This is a genomic window from Actinoplanes sp. NPDC026670 (assembly GCF_040638175.1).
Lineage (GTDB): Bacteria > Actinomycetota > Actinomycetes > Mycobacteriales > Micromonosporaceae > Actinoplanes.
The window spans coordinates 167,003-182,779 of the sequence record NZ_JBEZXU010000005.1; the positions used below are offsets into that span (position 1 = coordinate 167,003).

The following is a 15,777-nucleotide window of genomic DNA, read 5'->3' on the forward strand; positions in this document are numbered from 1 at the left end:
GCCGGGCCGGAATAGTTTCAGCCGTAGGTGTCCCGGGGCCCGCGCCCCTGCACACGCCGCGGCCCGCGACTCCACGACGGCGCCGCCGGCCCGTGGATGTTGAGCCTGGTCACCACGTTGTTACCGACCTCGCCGGCGATCTTCCGGAGCAGGGTCGCGGCGAGCATCCGCAACTGGGTGGCCCACGCGGTCGACTCCGCCTCGACGGTCAGCACCCCGCCCTCCAGCCGCACCGGGCGACTGTGCGCCGCAATGTCCGGTCCGACCACTTTCTCCCACGCCCCGAAAACCGTGGCCTCGGCCTTCGGTTTCTCCCAGCCACGGGCCTTGACCAGGCGTTCCAGCATCGCGCCGAACAGTTGTGGATCACGCGGATCCGGCCCCGGCCCGGAATAGCCACGCAGCCGCCGGCCACTACCCTGACCGGTCCCGGTCCGGCGTTTCGGCGTCCGCGACGCCGCTTCACGGCGCCGCGCCAGAGCCGCGTCGAGCACGGCGCGGGCGAGTTCCGGCCCGGCCAGGTCCGCGTTTTCCACAGGCTGTGGAGAAGCATTTTCCGGAGTACGGCCACCCGCTGAAGGCGAAACCCGCTCAGCAGCCCGTGTGGCGCCCCGGAGCTCCCGATCCTCATCCGACCCCGCCCACAGGTCCCCGAGAGCGTCAGTGAGGCGCTGAGGCGGCTCCTCCGGCCGGCGTGGCTCGCCACCACCCGACCGATCCCGATCAGCATCAGGAGACACGGCTCACCGCCCCCGTCACGACGTCGAAGCGCGCGCCACGCAGGCTCGCTGGCACATCCTCCGGAACCGCGCACGTCACCAGCAACTGTGCCGCGTCCGAGACCAGCGCGGCCAGCCGTTCCCGGCGCTGCCCGTCCAGCTCGGCGAAGACGTCGTCGAGCACCAGCACCGGCTCGATCCCGTCCGAGCGGAGCAGGTCGTAGGCGGCCAGCCGCAGCGCCAGCGCGAACGACCAGCACTCGCCGTGGCTCGCGTAGCCCTTCACCGGCAGGTCGCCCAGGCTCAGCGCGAGATCGTCCCGATGCGGGCCGACCAGGGTCATGCCCCGCTCGATCTCGGCGACCCGCCGCTCCTGCAACCGCTCCAGGATCGCCGCCTCCAGCGCCGGCCGGTCCGCCTGCAACGACTCGCCCAGCCGGGACGCGTAGGCGATCGCCGCGGTGCCCCGGCCCGGCGCGACCGCGTCATACGCCTTCGTCAGGTGCGGCGCCAGCGCGGCCGCCAGCTCCAGCCGGCCGGCCAGCAGCTCGGCGCCGTGCTCGGCGAGATGGTGATCCCAGACCGCCAGGGTCGACAGGTCCTGCCCGCGGGTGCCGCCCACCTTGCGGTTCAGGTAGGCGTTGCGCAGCAGGGCGTTGCGCTGCTTCACCACCCGGTCGTAGTCGGCCCGCACCCCGGCGAACCGCGGCTGCCGGGCCACCAGCAGATCGTCCAGGTAACGGCGGCGCTCCGACGGGTCACCGCGGACCAGCTCCAGGTCCTCCGGGGCGAACAGCACCATCCGCAGCGCGCCGAGCACCTCCCGCGGCCGGCGCACCGGCGACCGGTTGAGCCGTGCCCGGTTCGCCCGGCCCGGCACGATCTCCAGCTCGACCAGCAGCTCCCGTCCCTCATGGACGATCGCGCACCGGATCACCGCCGAGGCGGCGCCGGCCCGGACCAGCGGAGCATCGGTGGCCACCCGGTGACTGTCCAGAGTGGCCACATAACCGAGCGCCTCGATCAGGTTGGTCTTGCCCATGCCGTTCTGCCCGACCAGCACGGACACGCCGGGATCGAGATCGACCGCCACCCGCTCATACGAACGGAAGTCGGTGAGCTCGACCCGGCGTACGTGCATGGATCAGCGCTTGACGGCGTGTCCACCGAACTGCTGGCGCAGCGCGGCGACGGCCTTCATGGCGGGCGAGTCGTCCTGGCGGGACTGGAAACGCGCGAACAGCGACGCCGCGATGACGTGCGCCGGCACGGCGAGACGCACAGCCTCGTCGACGGTCCAGCGGCCCTCGCCGGTGTCGTCGGCGTAACCCTTCAGCGCGTCCAGCTCCGGGTCCTCATCGAGAGCCCGGTCCAGCAGGTCGAGCAGCCACGACTTGACGACGCTGCCCTCCCGCCAGCTCTTGATCACGGCGGGCACGTCGTGGATGTACTCCGACGCCTTGAGGATCTCGTAGCCCTCGGCGTACGCGTGCATCAAGCCGTACTCAATGCCGTTGTGCACCATCTTCGCGTAGTGACCGGCGCCGTGCGTGCCGGCGTGCGCGAACCCGAACTCACCGGCCGGCTTGAGCGCCTCGAAGATCGGCTTGCAGTGCTCGACCTGCGCGGCCTCGCCACCGACCATCAGGGCGTAGCCGTTCTTGATGCCCCACACGCCGCCGGAGACGCCGACGTCCAGGTAGTGGATGCCCTTGACCTTCAGCCGCTCGGCCCGCGGGGCGTCGTCGGTGAACTTGGAGTTTCCGCCGTCGATGATGATGTCGCCGGCCTCGAGGACCTCGGCGAGCTGGTTGATCGTGTCCTCGGTGATCTTGCCGGACGGCACCATGGTCCAGACGACCCGCGGCGCGGCCAGCTTCTCGGCCAGCTCGGACAGGCTTGCTGCGTCGCTTACTTCCAGGTTCTGGTCGTATCCGACGACTTCGTGCCCCGCTGCACGGAGTCGTTCCCGCATGTTGCCACCCATGCGGCCGAGACCGATCAGGCCGAGTTGCATGGTGATCTCCCTAGATGAGCGATTGGTTCAAGCTCAGTATCAGCGAGTGACCCGGATCGGCATGATCAGATAGCGGTAACCCGGGATGATTTCTCCGCTTTCGCCAGCGGGGGAGATCACAGCGGGCTTGAACGCATCGACGAACGACAGCAACGCCGTCGGCGCACCCAGGTTCTGCAGACCATCGATCAGGTACTGCGGGTTGAAGCCGATCGTCAGCGGCTCACCGGTGAACTCGGCCTCCATCGCCTCGCTGGCGCGCGCCTCCTCGGTGCCGCCGGCCTCGACCACCAGACCGTCCTCGCTGAAGCTCAACAGCACCGGAGTGGTCCGTTCGGCGACCAGGGCGACCCGTCGGACCACCTCGACCAGCGACGACACCGCCACCCGGGCCTCGGCGTTGTGCGAAGCCGGGAAGAGCGAGCGCACCGGCGGATAGTTCGCACCGTCCAGCAGGCGGCTCGTCGTGCGGCGGGCGCCACCGGCGAAACCGATCATGCCCTCACCGGCGCTGCCCTGGGCCAGCGCCAGCGTCACCGAACCACCGATCGGGCCCAGCGCCTTCGCCGTGTCGTTCAGCGTCTTCGCCGGGACCAGCGCGTTCAGGCTGATCTCCGGGTCCTCCGGGGTCCATTCGATCTCGCGCATCGCCAGGCGGTACCGGTCGGTCGCCAGCAACGCGATGTTCGAACCGTTCAGCTCCAGGCGCACACCGGTCATCATCGGCAGCGTCTCGTCACGGCCCGCGGCGATCGCTACCTGGGAAACCGCTGAGGCGAACGTAGCGGCGTCGATCGTGCCCGCGCTGGATGGCATATCCGGCAGGGTCGGATAGTCCTCCACGGGCATCGTGGGCAGGGTGAAACGGGCACTCCCGCAGACCAGCTCGAGATGCGCGCCGACGGCGGCGATGTCCACCGGCTTGCCCGGCAGGGCCTTGGTGATCTCGGCGAGCAGGCGGCCGGAGACCAGGGCCGCGCCGTCCGCGTCGGCCTGCACCTCGACCGTCACCTGGCTGGAGACCTCGTAATCGAAGCCGGACACCTGTAGGCGACCGTCGGTCACCCGCAGCAGGACACCGGCGAGCACCGGCACCGAGGGCCGGCTGGGCAGGCTCTTGGCTGTCCACGCCACGGCGTCGGCGAGCGCGTCTCGCTCCACCCGGAACTTCATGCTGTCCTCCGCGATGCGTCCTCATACAGGGGGCATGGACCCCAACTGAACTCTATGGCTCCGGTGCCGCCGTTGCGTGCCCGACCCCGGTCCGCCTTCTTACACCGACAGGACCGCAGAACCCCAACCCTGCTTCTCGGTGCTTCTTGAAGGTCGGCCCGCTGCGAGCCGCGAGACGCGGATCCACACCTTCCACAACGCTGATGATTGGTTTTTGTTTTCTTAGAAGAGATAACTAGTCGTCTTCATAGGGCCTGTGCATAGTGTGGAGAACCCGAGTTTCCCCTGGTCACAGGGTTATCCACCGGTGATTCACATGTGGGTAACCCGGGTACAACTAGGGCTCCGTGTCCACAGTTCCCGACGCGGCGAGCGTTGTCCACCGTCGTCCACAGGCTATCCACCGGTAATCCACTGGTTCTATCCCCTGCGCTGTGGATTACGCAGGAACGCTACCGGCTCGTCGTCCCCAGATCCTTCAACAGGTAATCCACAGTCCTCCACAGGCTGTGTGATCATTTGTCACCCTCCGTGTCTGTCCACATCGATTTCCCCAGGGTTTACGCACATCTGTGGACGAGGCTGTCGAGAGATTTCCACCGTCTGGGGATCCAGGCTGTGGATGCCTGTGGACAGCTGTGGACAACGTTGGCACGAAACTGTCTCGTTCCGACGTTGACAAACAGCCGTTGAGGTCCCTTGAAAGTAGGCATTGACCTGCGGCGATATACCGGCGATCGGCTGATGATCTGGGCATAACCTGTGGACAACCCCGTGCAGAACCGGTGGACAACTCATAGAACGGCGAGTTTTAGCAGGTCAGAACGCATTCACCTGTTCGTGGAGCGCCTGTGGGAAACCACGAAACCGCCAACTCAGCCGTCGAAAGCCGTCCCTGTGTGTTCGGTACTCAGATCCCCAGCCGGCACAGGCCTGTGGAAATCCGCGACCGATACGTCGGCTCACGGTCTCCCGAGCCATCCGGCGCCGCATGCAACGTCAACCCCTCATCGGGTACGAGCACGCGCCGCTGAGCCTTCCCACACCTCACGTGGCTGTCAGCGCGATCACTTGCCCACTCAAGGCCGAAACGCGACCGCCGGGCTGAGGCGTCGGCTCACCCAACCACCTCGCGGAACCAGGGACCGGTCCCTCCGCTGAGACTGCCGGTGCTCTCACAGCCCGGCACGTCGAGCGGCCGACTCCGCATTGCCATAGTGGTGAGGCTCCGCATGGCCGTAGTGGTGACGAGCGCACACGTTCGAGTTGCGTGTGCTTCGGTCGCCGTCCGGGCGTGGATGAACGCTCACGATCGGCTGTTTGTGTGCGTCTGTCCTTGTTGGGGCAACTACCAGAGCCCACGATCGGCCAGCGTGTGCGCTGATTAACGCCGTCTCTGGGCGCACCATCACCGCGATCTTGGGCGGGGTGATGGTTGCGTTCGGGGCGGATCCGGGCTTGTGAGGGGTGACCGGTTGTGGGCAACAGCCCGGCGGCGGCGTGTGCGCTGTAGCGGGCAGCCCCGCCGAGAACGCGAGGTGCGAGCGGGGTGGTGCGGTTGAGGGAGGGGTGGCCGTACCGAATCAGGTGTTTTGTTTGATTCGGTTGGTCAGTTCGGCGATCTGGTTGTAGAGGGATCGGCGTTCTGCCATGTGTTGCCGGATTTTGCGGTCGGCGTGCATGACCGTGGTGTGGTCGCGGCCGCCGAAGGCCTGGCCGATGCGCGGCAGCGAGAGGTCGGTCAGTTCGCGGCAGAGGTACATCGCCACCTGGCGGGCGTTGACCAGGACCCGGCTGCGGGAGTGTCCGCGGAGGTCTTCCAGGCTGACGCCGAAGTAGTCGGCGGTGGAGACCATGATCTGGTCGGCGGTGATCTCCGGGCCGGCGCCGTCGGGCATGAAGTCCCGTAGCACCTCCTCGGCCAGGGAGAGCTGCACCGGAGAGCGGGTCAGGCTGGCGAACGCGGTGACCCGGATCAGGGCGCCCTCGAGTTCCCGGATCGAGTTGGACACCCGCGACGCGATGAATTCCAGCACGTCGTCAGGGGCGTACATCCGCTCCTGCGCGGCTTTCTTCTGGAGGATCGCGATACGCGTCTCCAGGTCGGGCGGCTGGATGTCGGCGAGCAGGCCCCACTCGAAGCGGGTGCGCATCCGGTCTTCGAGGGTGGCCAGCTGGCGCGGGGAGCGGTCCGAGCTGATCACGATCTGCTTGTTGGCGTTGTGCAGCGTGTTGAACGTGTGGAAGAACTCCTCCTGCGTCCGCTCGCGATTCTCCAGGAACTGGATGTCGTCGATCAGCAGGATGTCGACGTCGCGGTAGCGGCGCTGGAACGCCTGCGTCTTGTCGTCACGCAGGCTGTTGATGAAATCGTTGGTGAACTCCTCGGTCGACACGTAGCGCACCGAACGCGCGTGCCCCAGGGTGGTGGCGTAATGCCCGATCGCGTGCAGGAGGTGGGTCTTGCCCAGCCCGGAGCTGCCGTAGATGAAGAGCGGGTTGTACGCCTTCGCCGGTGACTCGGCGACGGCCACCGATGCGGCGTGCGCGAACCGGTTGGACGAGCCGATGACGAACGTCTCGAACATGTACTTCGGGTTGAGCCGGTTGCCGTCCTGCCCGCCGGGCCGCGGCGACGTGCCGGGGCCGCGCAGATCGATCGGCGGGCGCCCCGGGCCGTTGTCGCCGGCACGCACGGGCATCTCGTCGCGCCGGTCCGGGCCGGGCATCGGCCTGTCGTCCGGGTGCCGCCGGTTGTCGCGCAGTTGCGCCGCGTCGGCTGCCATCCGGTGCGCGACCGCGTCGTTCGGCGTCTCCTGCTCGGCCGGGCGTGTCGCCGGCGACCGGTTGACCGGGGGCTGCGGGATCGGCTGCGGCATCGGGTCGGCGAAGAGCGCCTCTTGGCCGTCGCGGGCGGTCGGCACCCCACGCGAGTACGGCGCCTGCGGCGCCGAATGCTGAGCGGACCCGGTCGGGTACGGCTCGGGCGCGTGCTCGGCTGGGCCGAAGGCGGCCTGCTGGTACGGCGGCTCGGGCATCCGCTGCGGGCCGGAGGGGTATCCAGGCAGCTCAGGCTGGTACGGACCGGGCTCGGCATAGTGCCGCGGCTGTGGTTCGGCGATCGGCGCGGCCTGCTCGGCGGGCGTGCCGTAAACCGTCCCGGGCATCCCCGAGCCGTCCTCCGGAGGACGTACGGTGACCGCCACCTGAATGGGCCGGCTGAGCCGTTTCGTCAGGGCTTCGGTGATCGCCGGGCGCAGCCGGGACTCGATGATGTCGCGGGTGTAGGTGTCCGGAACCGATAGGAGGGCGGTGTCTTCGACGATGGCCCGCAGACGAGTGAACTGGAGATAGGCGCGCTGCTGCCGTGACGCGATCTCGTCGGACAACTCGTCCAACGTGTCACGCCACAACGTGCCCAGGTCGACCTGATCGGCCACCGCCGCGCCACCCCCATCGCCACCGACCCCCGGTGGGCCTTGTCCGGCCTTTCGCCTGTGCCTGTCGGCTCCCCCGAACCCAGCACAGTTAACGTGCTGAACACGCACGGCGCCAACCGGCTATCCACAGGTTATCCACAACCCGTGGAGGTGCCGGTGGCCGCTCCCGGCCGGACGGTCGGCAGATTTACCGGAGCCTGTGGTGGCGCGGGCGGTAAACAGGCTCACCGTGGCGAACGATCCACCTGCTTGTCCGGTTTTGGCCGCCGCCCCGCGGTCTGCGAACGGCCGGTAAGACCAGCAACCGCGCACGCTAACAGCGGTGAGAGGTCGACTACAACCGCCGGGCGGGCCATCCCCTGCCCAGAGCTAAGAAAAGATTCACTTCGGGCGTGGAAAGGCCTGGTCGGGCGAAGGTGCGCGCCCATGTCGGCGTGCCGACCCAGGATATGGTTGACCCTGTCAAGGGGGCTGCGTAGGGTTGGGCGGTTGCTCCGCCGCGCTCTGCTAAAGTGGCGTCTTGCAGCGCATGATGCCCCCAGAGTCGTAGTACGAAGACGGAGTTTTGACGTGAGCAAGCGCACCTACCAGCCGAACAACCGCCGGCGTGCCAAGACCCACGGCTTCCGGCTGCGCATGCGCACCCGTGCCGGCCGTGCCATCCTGTCGGCCCGCCGGGCCAAGGGCCGCGGCGAGCTGTCGGCCTGAGCCGATCGCTAGTCCGGTCGGAATGCCCAGGTAGTCGTGCTGGCCGCACCGCAACGACTGCGGCGTAGCGCGGACTTCGCCGCAGCGATTCGCGGTGGCCGTCGAGCCGGCCGTGAAACCCTGGTCGTCCACCTGCTTATCGACGAGCCGGCGTTCGCCTCCACGGCGCGCGCCGGCTTTGTCGTGTCCAAAGCGGTGGGTAACTCGGTGGTCCGCAACCGGGTCCAGCGGCGGTTACGTCATCTGGTCCGGCCGCTCCTCGACGATCTCCCAGCGGGCGCGACCGTGGTTGTCCGCGCGCTGCCTCCGTCGGCCGGCGCCACGTCCACTGCTCTCGCCACTGATCTGGCGAGCGCGCTCGCGTCGGCCCGTAGACCACGGCGGCCACGATGAGCCTGCCCGCCCGGCTCCTGACTGCTCTGGTCGTCGCGTACCGTCGATACTTGAGTCCGGCGCTGCCGGCACGCTGTCGGTTCTACCCCTCGTGCAGTGCCTACGCCCAGGAAGCCCTGGCGCGGCACGGTGCCCTGCGGGGGACGGGCCTGGCGATCTGGCGGCTCCTACGATGCCATCCCTTCCACCCTGGCGGGTATGACCCGGTGCCTGACCTGATCCGTCACCGCCCTGCCGATGTGACTGGAGATTAGATTGAGTCTCGACCCGATCTACTACGCCATCTCGTGGATTCTTCTGCGCTGGCATTCCCTGTGGGATGCGATCGGCATACCCGACGGCCGTGTGATCGGCACCAACTGGGCCTGGATCCTCGCGATCGTCTTCCTCGTGGTGACTCTGCGGATCATCCTCTTCCCGGTCTTCGTCAAACAGATCAAGAGCCAGCGCGCCATGCAGGCGCTCCAGCCCAAGGTCAAGGCGCTCCAGGAGAAGCACAAGGGCGACCGGGAGACGCTCCAGAAAGAAATGATGGAGCTGTACCGGGTCGAGAAGGCCAACCCGCTGATGGGCTGCCTTCCGATGTTCCTCCAGATTCCGGTCTTCTTCGGGCTCTTCCACGTGCTTCAGCACCTGAAGCCCGGCCTCTCCGACGAGAACAAGCAGCTGTACGGCTGGCCGCTGGAGCAGTTCAACAGCGCCTTCCAGGCTCACCTGTTCAATGTGCCGATCAGCGCGAAGTTCGGGTCGTCGGCCGACCAGTTGGCCGCGCTCGGCGCCGACGGCACCACCGTCAAGATCCTCGCTGCGGTCCTGGTCCTCGTGATGATGGCGACCACGTTCCTCACCCAGCGCCAGATGATCCTCAAGACCGGCTGGGCCGAGGATCCGCAGCAGCTGATGATCCAGCGGCTGATGCTTTACGGAATCCCGTTCACGCTGCTCTTCTCCGGCGCGCTGTTCCCGATCGGTGTGGTCATCTACTGGGTGACGAACAACCTGTTCACCCTGGCCCAGCAGCAGTGGGTGCTGCGTAAGTTCCCGCCGCCGCAGATGGCGAACAAGGGTGGCGCCAGCGCCCGCCCCGTCGCCGGGACCAAGACCTCGGGCGGCCCCAAGAGCCCGGTTCAGCCGGCCCGTACCGGTGGCCTCTTCAGCCGCAAGACCGAGACCGAGCCGGTGAGCCCGGTCGTCGACACCAAGGCCCTCGCCCCCAAACCGGGCGCCAAACCGGTGAATCCCAAGAAGGGCGCCCGACCGGCGAACAAACCCAAGGGATGATCGCGGCTCGGGTGCTCTCACAGGTGCCCGAGCGCTCCCCTCGGTTTCCAGTGACCTCCCTGCGCTTCACCGCGTGGGAACAGCGGACCGACTTAGGTCCGGCCCGAACACAACGGAGATGAGACCGTGACCGACACCAGCACTCCCCCTTCCGCCGACTCGTCAGCCTCCGCTGTCGAGCCGGCCGCCGCCGAATCGGCCGCTCCGGCCGAAGAGGGCAAGAAGTCGGAGAGCGTCGCCTCGGACGGCGACCTGTTCCGCCAGAGCGAGATCGCTGCGGACTACGTCGAGGGGCTGCTGGACATCCTCGACTACGACGGCGACATCGACGAGCTCGTCTCCGCGGGCCGGCCGATGGTCGAGGTCGTCGGCGGCCGTCTCCAGCCGCTCGTTGGCCAGCGTGGCGCCACCCTCGAAGCGCTTCAGGAACTCACCCGTCTCGCGATCTTCCGGGCCACCGGATCGCCGAGCCGGCTGCTGCTCGACATCGGCGGCTACCGCGCCGCCCGCCGCAAGGAACTCGCCGCGGTCGCCCGCAACGCGGTCGAGAAGGTCAAGGAGCACGGTGACCCGGTCCGGCTGGAGCCGATGTCGGCGTTCGAGCGCAAGTGCGTGCACGATGTCGTCAACGCGATCCCGGGCGTGCAGAGCGAGTCCGAAGGCGTCGAGCCCAACCGGCGCATCGTGGTGCGTGTGGCGGACTGATCGTGACGGATACCCGCTACGGCGCGGGTGACTCCGGCCCGGGCGATGTGACGCCCGGGCCGTCGTCTTTCCTCGCCGAACCTCCTGCTGCTGCTGTCGTCGTATTCGGGGACCGGCTGGAACTGGCCGGCCGGTATGCCGAGCTCCTCGCCACTGACGGTGTCGTGCGTGGGCTCATTGGGCCGCGTGAGGCGCCTCGGCTCTGGGAACGGCACCTGGTCAACTGCGGGGTGATGGCCGAGATGATTCCGGCCGGCGCCAGCGTGGTGGACGTCGGCTCCGGTGCCGGGCTGCCCGGTCTCGTGCTCGCCGTCGCCCGGCCCGATCTTGTGATCACGCTGGTCGAGCCGCTTGCCCGGCGTACCTCGTTCCTTGAGGAAGCGGTTGTCGTTCTCGGGTTGGACAACGTCACGGTTGTCCGCGGCCGGGCTGAAGAAGTCGCCGGACGCCTTCCCGGCGCCGATGTGGTCACCGCTCGGGCGGTGGCTGCTCTGGACAAGCTCGCCGGGTGGTGCCTGCCGCTTGCGTCGGTCGGCGGCCGGCTGCTCGCTATGAAGGGGTCCTCGGCTGCTGAGGAGATCGCTGAGCACGCGGCGGCGGTCAAGGCGCTGGGTGGTGGGACGGCGTCGATTCGGTTGTGTGGAGGTGGGCTGATCGATCCGCCTACGACTGTTGTGGAGATCGTCAAAGAGCGGCATGTGGTCCCGGGGCGTGGAGCTGCGAAGCGATCTCGTCGCGGTTGAGGCTGTAGACGGCGCTTTCGGCCGGTTCAGAGGGCCTGACGCTGGCGTTGAGTGCGTGGAACTACTCCGGGGTAGGAGTGGATCTGATGCGTGCTCAACGTTCGGCTCAGGGCGCTTGCCTGTGCGGTTGGGGGCGGCTCAGGTCGTACTCCCACCGTGGTGTTGATTTTCGGGGAGCGAAGCGAGCCGTTGGGGTCGGGCTGCATGTTCGCGGCAAGCTTGTGCCCGGCGTCATGGTGTTTGGGGCGTTGTTGGAAGACGATGGAACGACATTGAGGTCGCTTCGTCGGACAGACGACCATGGCGACACATGCCCGACACCCGTAGGCTGGCCGGATGTCGATAGTGTCTCCCGAGCAGGAGCCACGTTCTGCCGGCCAACCCCTTCCTAGCCATCAGGGATGAAGCGGTGCATGAGTACGGTGTTTCACGTGAAACCGAGTCGCCTCTCGACAGGCCGTCGGGAGTGAGCGTGGGCGGGCCGCACGTTGGCGACGTTCCGCAGCCTCGACCGGGCGGGTATCCCGCATATGAGTACGGCGCGCCCATGCCGCATCAGGGTGCTGCCGCGCCCTCCTCAGGCGCACCCTTTCAGTCGACTTCTTCAGGGGCACCCGTTCAGTCGACCGAGCATGTTTCACGTGAAACGCCAGCCGCGGATGAGGACGATCCGCCCCTTGCTATGGAAGCGTTGCGAGCTGTGCAGATCCTCAACCCGAGCGGCGAGATCATCATGCCGCGCCCAGACCACCCGCGGGTGATTTGCGTCGCCAACCAGAAGGGCGGCGTCGGGAAGACGACCACGACGGTCAACCTGGCTGTGGCGCTCGCGCTTCACGGCAACCGTGTGCTGGTGGTTGACCTGGACCCGCAGGGCAACGCGTCCACCGGTTTGAACGTGCCGCACCACGCCGGCGTGCCCGATGTCTACGACTGCCTCATCGACAATGTGCCGCTGGCCGAGGTTGCGCAGCCGGTCGAGGGCATTCCGAACCTGTTCTGCGTGCCGGCCACGATCGACCTGGCCGGCGCGGAGATCGAGCTGGTCTCGGTGGTGGCTCGTGAGTCCCGGCTGGCCCGCGCGATCGCCGGTCACCCGGAGAAGTTCGACTACGTCTTCATCGACTGCCCGCCCTCGCTGGGTCTGCTGACCGTCAACGCTTTGTGCGCGGCGCAGGAGGTGCTGATACCGATTCAGTGCGAGTACTACGCGCTGGAAGGTCTCAATCAGCTGATCAACAACATCAACCTGGTGCGTCAGCACCTCAATCCCACCCTCGATGTCTCTACGATCTTGCTGACGATGTACGACAGGCGTACGCGTCTGGCAGATGCGGTGGAACAGGACGTGCGGAATCACTTCGGTGCAAAGGTGCTGAACGCGGTGATCCCCCGAAACGTGCGTGTATCGGAGGCTCCCAGCTACGGGCAGTCGGTGATGACCTACGATCCGGGTTCACGAGGAGCCACCAGCTACTTCGAGGCTGCCCTGGAACTTGCCGTTCGTGGGGTCAATACGGGAGGCACGGCATGAAGAACCGGCGGGGTGGCCTGGGTCGCGGCCTGGGCGCACTGATCCCGACGGCGCCCGCCGGTGAGACGGCGGCTCCGGTCGAGGTGCTGCCGGATCCGGATCCTGCTTCGTCGCCGACCGTCTCGGGTTCGTCTGGTTCGGGATCGGCTGTGTCGGTGCCCGTTCAGTCTGCTGCTTCTGCTTCGCCGGCCTCTGATTCGGCTTCCGCTTCCTCGGGTTCCTCCTCAGCGGCTGCTTCTTCGGGCTCTTCCTCGAGTTCTTCTTCGGGTTCTTCCTCGGGTTCTTCCGAGCTGGATCTTGCGCCGGTTCCTGGTGCGCGGTTTGCCGAGTTGCCGGTTTCGGTGATTGAGCCGAATGCCAAGCAGCCGCGGCACGTTTTTGACGAAGAGGCGCTCGAGGAGCTCAAGACCTCGATTCAGGAGGTCGGCTTCCTTCAGCCGATCGTCGTGCGTGAACTCGGCGACGGCCGGTATGAGCTGGTCATGGGTGAGCGCCGGTGGCGTGCGGCCCAGGCCGTCGGGCGGGAGACCATTCCGGCGATCGTCCGGGACACGCCCGATGACGCGATGCTCCGGGATGCGCTTCTGGAGAACATTCACCGGGCCAACCTGAACCCGCTCGAAGAGGCCGCTGCCTATCAGCAGCTGCTTGAGGAGTTCGGGGCTACCCATGAGGAGCTGGCCCGGCGGATCGGGCGTAGCCGGCCGCAGATCTCCAACACCATTCGGTTGATGAACCTGCCTGCAGCTGTGCAGCGTCGGGTTGCTGCCGGGATTCTGTCGGCTGGGCATGCTCGGGCGCTGCTCGGGCTTGATAACAGTGCGGCTCAGGATGCGCTTGCTGAGCGGATTGTTCGGGAAGGGCTGTCGGTTCGGGCTACCGAGGAGATCGTGCATCTCGCGGCTTCCGAGGAGACGACGGCTAAGAAGGCTGCGCCTAGTCGGCGGGCCAAGGTGCACGCGCCGGCGCTCAACGATTTGGCTGAGCGGTTGTCCGATCGGTTCGACACTCGGGTGAAGGTCGACATCGGCCGGAACAAGGGCAAGATCACGATAGAGTTCGCAACCGTTGATGATCTTGAGCGGATTGTGGGCATGATCGGGGTCGAGGAAGAGGGTGCGGTCCGCGACGGTAATGGGTCGTTGGAGGAGTGAGTCTCTTCTAGGTTTTGAAGTTGGGCGCGTGAGTCGATCACGCGCCCTTTTTCGTTGTTGGACCTCTTGTTGAACGGCCTGGGGGACAAAACGGGCTTAGTTCGCGTTTTGAAGTTTGGGTTTGGGGTTGGGGCGCGATTCTGAAATCCCAGGAGAATCGTTCTGACAGAACTGGTTTGGGGCCGTGCTGGCCTGCTTGGGTGGTGTGGTCTCGTCGACTCGAGTTGAGAATCTGAATCTTGCTCGCGGTTGATCGCTTGCTGGATGTCTCTGAGACCTAGGATCGTGCGGGTCCTTCTATCAGTCCCGTCTGTTTGAGGTCCGGACTCTTGTGAGGTTCGCGTGACGCGTGACGCGGACTTCTGGTTCGGCGGCGGGTGTCTTTGGTTTGCCGCGCAGTAGCCAGGTGTGGAACCTATTTGCGCCTCGTTCCTCTTGTGCTTCTGGCCCTGTCCGAGAACGGCAGCACAGGGATTCGGTCGTTCAGGGCAAGTGGCTCTTGCATCAGGACGAGCCAAGATCGAGTGATTGCAGGCAGTTTTCGATGAGGGCTTGCCGGTGAGGCCTCTTCTCGGAGCTACGACGCGACGATCCTCGCCGCGCTCGGTATGGCTTCTCCCTCGACCCTTCGGTGAAGGCGCTCCTCGGGCTTCGCCTTTGAGGGCCGGACCGCGGTTCCTAGTTGCCTAACTCGGCAGGCGGTCGGGCCAGCTGGCCTGCCTGTCTTCTAATTGCCGTTTCTGCGGGTCCGCGTACCCGCGGGTGCTATCCGCTTGCTAGGCGCCCCTTTGCTCGCCCGCCTGTCTTTGTCCGTGCCGTCTGTTCGCCTGTCCGTCTTTCCGAGCTTGGTTGCAGGCGCGCCCGTTCTTGACTCAGGGCACATTGTCCGCGCGATCGAGGCCACGAAGGCGGCGGCCCGCAAGCCGGCTGGCCGGCTACTGGCGCCTTTGTCCGCTGACCCGCCTGCCAAGGCCGACCCTTCCTCAGGGCCGGCCTATCCCGCCTGTCACCCAATCAGCGGCCGTCTCGTAGTCCGCGGTCTAGCCAGCGAAGCCCTGTTCGCTCGAAAGGGTGTTCGGCGCACGTTCTCGGGTCGCCCGTCCTCCTAGCCTTGCCCGTCCTCCTAGCCTTGCCCGTCGTCCTGGCCTTGCCCGTTGGTTGGCGTAGGCGCTGCCTCGGTGTGGAAGGGAAAGCCATTCCGAGTGGGTCGTCGGCTGTTTGGTTCGTTCCTCTGGTGATGCCCGCCGGAAACGCTGGGCTGGCTCTCGTAGGGCTTCCTTGATGGGGCAGCGTGCGATTCTGATTCCACAGTCGGGAACCGCGGATGTGTGGCACCAGCATTGCCGCCGACAAGCTCTTCACTGTCATCGCAACCGTGTCGCGTGGAGGCCGAGACCTTCGGCTGAGGTCGCGGATGCCTACCTGCCGGGCACTGGTTTCCAACAACGCGTCACTGAGTGATCCGCCGGTTTGAGGTCCATACGATCTATCGGCCTCACTCGGCAGATGCCCTCTAACCGCAGAGGGGTCGCTTCCGACGTTGGTTCCCATCACGTCCAGGCTCTCCTGCGATGCCGCGTGAGCCCTGGTCTCTGTCTCGTCGTTTCACGTGAAACGTGGGTCCGAAGAATCCGGGCATGCAGTGGGGTGATGGTCCGTCATCCATGGTGGAACTTTGCGGCTGAACTAGCCATGGCGAAGCCGAGCCGCTGGCTTGGAGGGAACTCCTCGATTGACGCGCCAGGGGTCGGATAGCTGGGTCAAGATTTGTGCCGTGGGCTTGCCAAGAGTCAGCTCGAACAACACCATCGACAGCCGAGCCGAGCCGAGCCGAGCCGAGCCGAGCCGAGCCGAGCCGAGCCGAGCCGAGCCGAGCCGAGCCGAGCCGAGCCGAGCCGAGCCGAGCCGAG

13 protein-coding genes are annotated in these 15,777 nt (G+C 66.6%); 8 read left to right on the forward strand and 5 right to left on the reverse strand.

Annotated features, from left to right (window positions below):
- Positions 1–17: 17 nt before the first annotated feature.
- The 5 genes from AB0E94_RS07315 to dnaA form a co-directional block, all read right to left on the reverse strand.
- Positions 18–536 carry a DciA family protein gene (locus AB0E94_RS07315; protein ID WP_360323541.1) on the reverse strand — a complete coding sequence of 173 codons (519 nt, stop codon included), beginning with the start codon at positions 534–536 and terminating at the stop codon, positions 18–20.
- Between the two features lie 193 nt (positions 537–729).
- The gene (gene recF, locus AB0E94_RS07320) at positions 730–1,860 is read right to left on the reverse strand and encodes a DNA replication/repair protein RecF (protein WP_360323543.1); all 1,131 of its coding nucleotides are present in this window, start codon (positions 1,858–1,860) and stop codon (positions 730–732) included.
- Positions 1,861–1,863: 3 nt separating this feature from the next.
- On the reverse strand, positions 1,864–2,736 hold the full coding sequence (gene gnd, locus AB0E94_RS07325; RefSeq protein ID WP_360323545.1) for a phosphogluconate dehydrogenase (NAD(+)-dependent, decarboxylating): 873 nt from the start codon (positions 2,734–2,736) through the stop codon (positions 1,864–1,866).
- A gap of 39 nt (positions 2,737–2,775) precedes the next feature.
- Entirely contained in the window at positions 2,776–3,909 is a 1,134-nt protein-coding gene (gene dnaN, locus AB0E94_RS07330) for a DNA polymerase III subunit beta (protein WP_360323547.1), read from the reverse strand.
- 1,583 nt (positions 3,910–5,492) lie between these two features.
- Complete coding sequence (gene dnaA / locus AB0E94_RS07335; RefSeq protein WP_360323549.1) at positions 5,493–7,349, reverse strand: chromosomal replication initiator protein DnaA; 1,857 nt, start codon at positions 7,347–7,349, stop codon at positions 5,493–5,495.
- Between the two features lie 570 nt (positions 7,350–7,919).
- Here dnaA and rpmH point away from each other — a divergent pair.
- The 8 genes from rpmH (at position 7,920) to AB0E94_RS07375 (ending at position 13,867) form a co-directional block, all read left to right on the forward strand.
- Positions 7,920–8,057, forward strand: coding sequence for a 50S ribosomal protein L34 (gene rpmH / locus AB0E94_RS07340; protein WP_093620811.1), 138 nt, complete (start codon positions 7,920–7,922; stop codon positions 8,055–8,057).
- Between the two features lie 36 nt (positions 8,058–8,093).
- On the forward strand, positions 8,094–8,450 hold the full coding sequence (gene rnpA / locus AB0E94_RS07345) for a ribonuclease P protein component (RefSeq protein WP_360323551.1): 357 nt from the start codon (positions 8,094–8,096) through the stop codon (positions 8,448–8,450).
- On the forward strand, positions 8,447–8,704 hold the full coding sequence (yidD, locus tag AB0E94_RS07350; RefSeq protein ID WP_360323553.1) for a membrane protein insertion efficiency factor YidD: 258 nt from the start codon (positions 8,447–8,449) through the stop codon (positions 8,702–8,704). The genes rnpA and yidD overlap by 4 nt, the downstream gene beginning before the upstream one ends.
- A gap of 1 nt (position 8,705) precedes the next feature.
- Positions 8,706–9,731 carry a membrane protein insertase YidC gene (yidC, locus tag AB0E94_RS07355; RefSeq protein WP_360323555.1) on the forward strand — a complete coding sequence of 342 codons (1,026 nt, stop codon included), beginning with the start codon at positions 8,706–8,708 and terminating at the stop codon, positions 9,729–9,731.
- Positions 9,732–9,857: 126 nt separating this feature from the next.
- Complete coding sequence (locus tag AB0E94_RS07360) at positions 9,858–10,436, forward strand: R3H domain-containing nucleic acid-binding protein (protein WP_360323557.1); 579 nt, start codon at positions 9,858–9,860, stop codon at positions 10,434–10,436.
- A 47-nt stretch (positions 10,437–10,483) separates the two neighbouring features.
- Positions 10,484–11,179 carry a 16S rRNA (guanine(527)-N(7))-methyltransferase RsmG gene (rsmG, locus tag AB0E94_RS07365; protein WP_360323728.1) on the forward strand — a complete coding sequence of 232 codons (696 nt, stop codon included), beginning with the start codon at positions 10,484–10,486 and terminating at the stop codon, positions 11,177–11,179.
- Positions 11,180–11,726: 547 nt separating this feature from the next.
- Positions 11,727–12,713: an AAA family ATPase gene (locus AB0E94_RS07370; RefSeq protein WP_360323559.1), complete on the forward strand. Its 987-nt coding sequence runs from the start codon at positions 11,727–11,729 to the stop codon at positions 12,711–12,713.
- Positions 12,710–13,867 carry a ParB/RepB/Spo0J family partition protein gene (locus tag AB0E94_RS07375; protein WP_360323561.1) on the forward strand — a complete coding sequence of 386 codons (1,158 nt, stop codon included), beginning with the start codon at positions 12,710–12,712 and terminating at the stop codon, positions 13,865–13,867. Before AB0E94_RS07370 ends, AB0E94_RS07375 begins: the two co-directional genes overlap by 4 nt.
- The last annotated feature ends 1,910 nt before the right edge of the window (positions 13,868–15,777 follow it).

Bases quoted from the DNA above. Each gene is read 5' to 3' on its own strand.
- gnd (WP_360323545.1), bottom strand. From the start codon at position 2,736: ATGCAACTCGGCCTGATCGGTCTCGGCCGCATGGGTGGCAACATGCGG.
- AB0E94_RS07370 (WP_360323559.1), top strand. From the start codon at position 11,727: ATGCCGCATCAGGGTGCTGCCGCGCCCTCCTCAGGCGCACCCTTTCAG.
- AB0E94_RS07375 (WP_360323561.1), top strand. From the start codon at position 12,710: ATGAAGAACCGGCGGGGTGGCCTGGGTCGCGGCCTGGGCGCACTGATC.
- dnaN (WP_360323547.1), bottom strand. From the start codon at position 3,909: ATGAAGTTCCGGGTGGAGCGAGACGCGCTCGCCGACGCCGTGGCGTGG.
- yidD (WP_360323553.1), top strand. From the start codon at position 8,447: ATGAGCCTGCCCGCCCGGCTCCTGACTGCTCTGGTCGTCGCGTACCGT.
- recF (WP_360323543.1), bottom strand. From the start codon at position 1,860: ATGCACGTACGCCGGGTCGAGCTCACCGACTTCCGTTCGTATGAGCGG.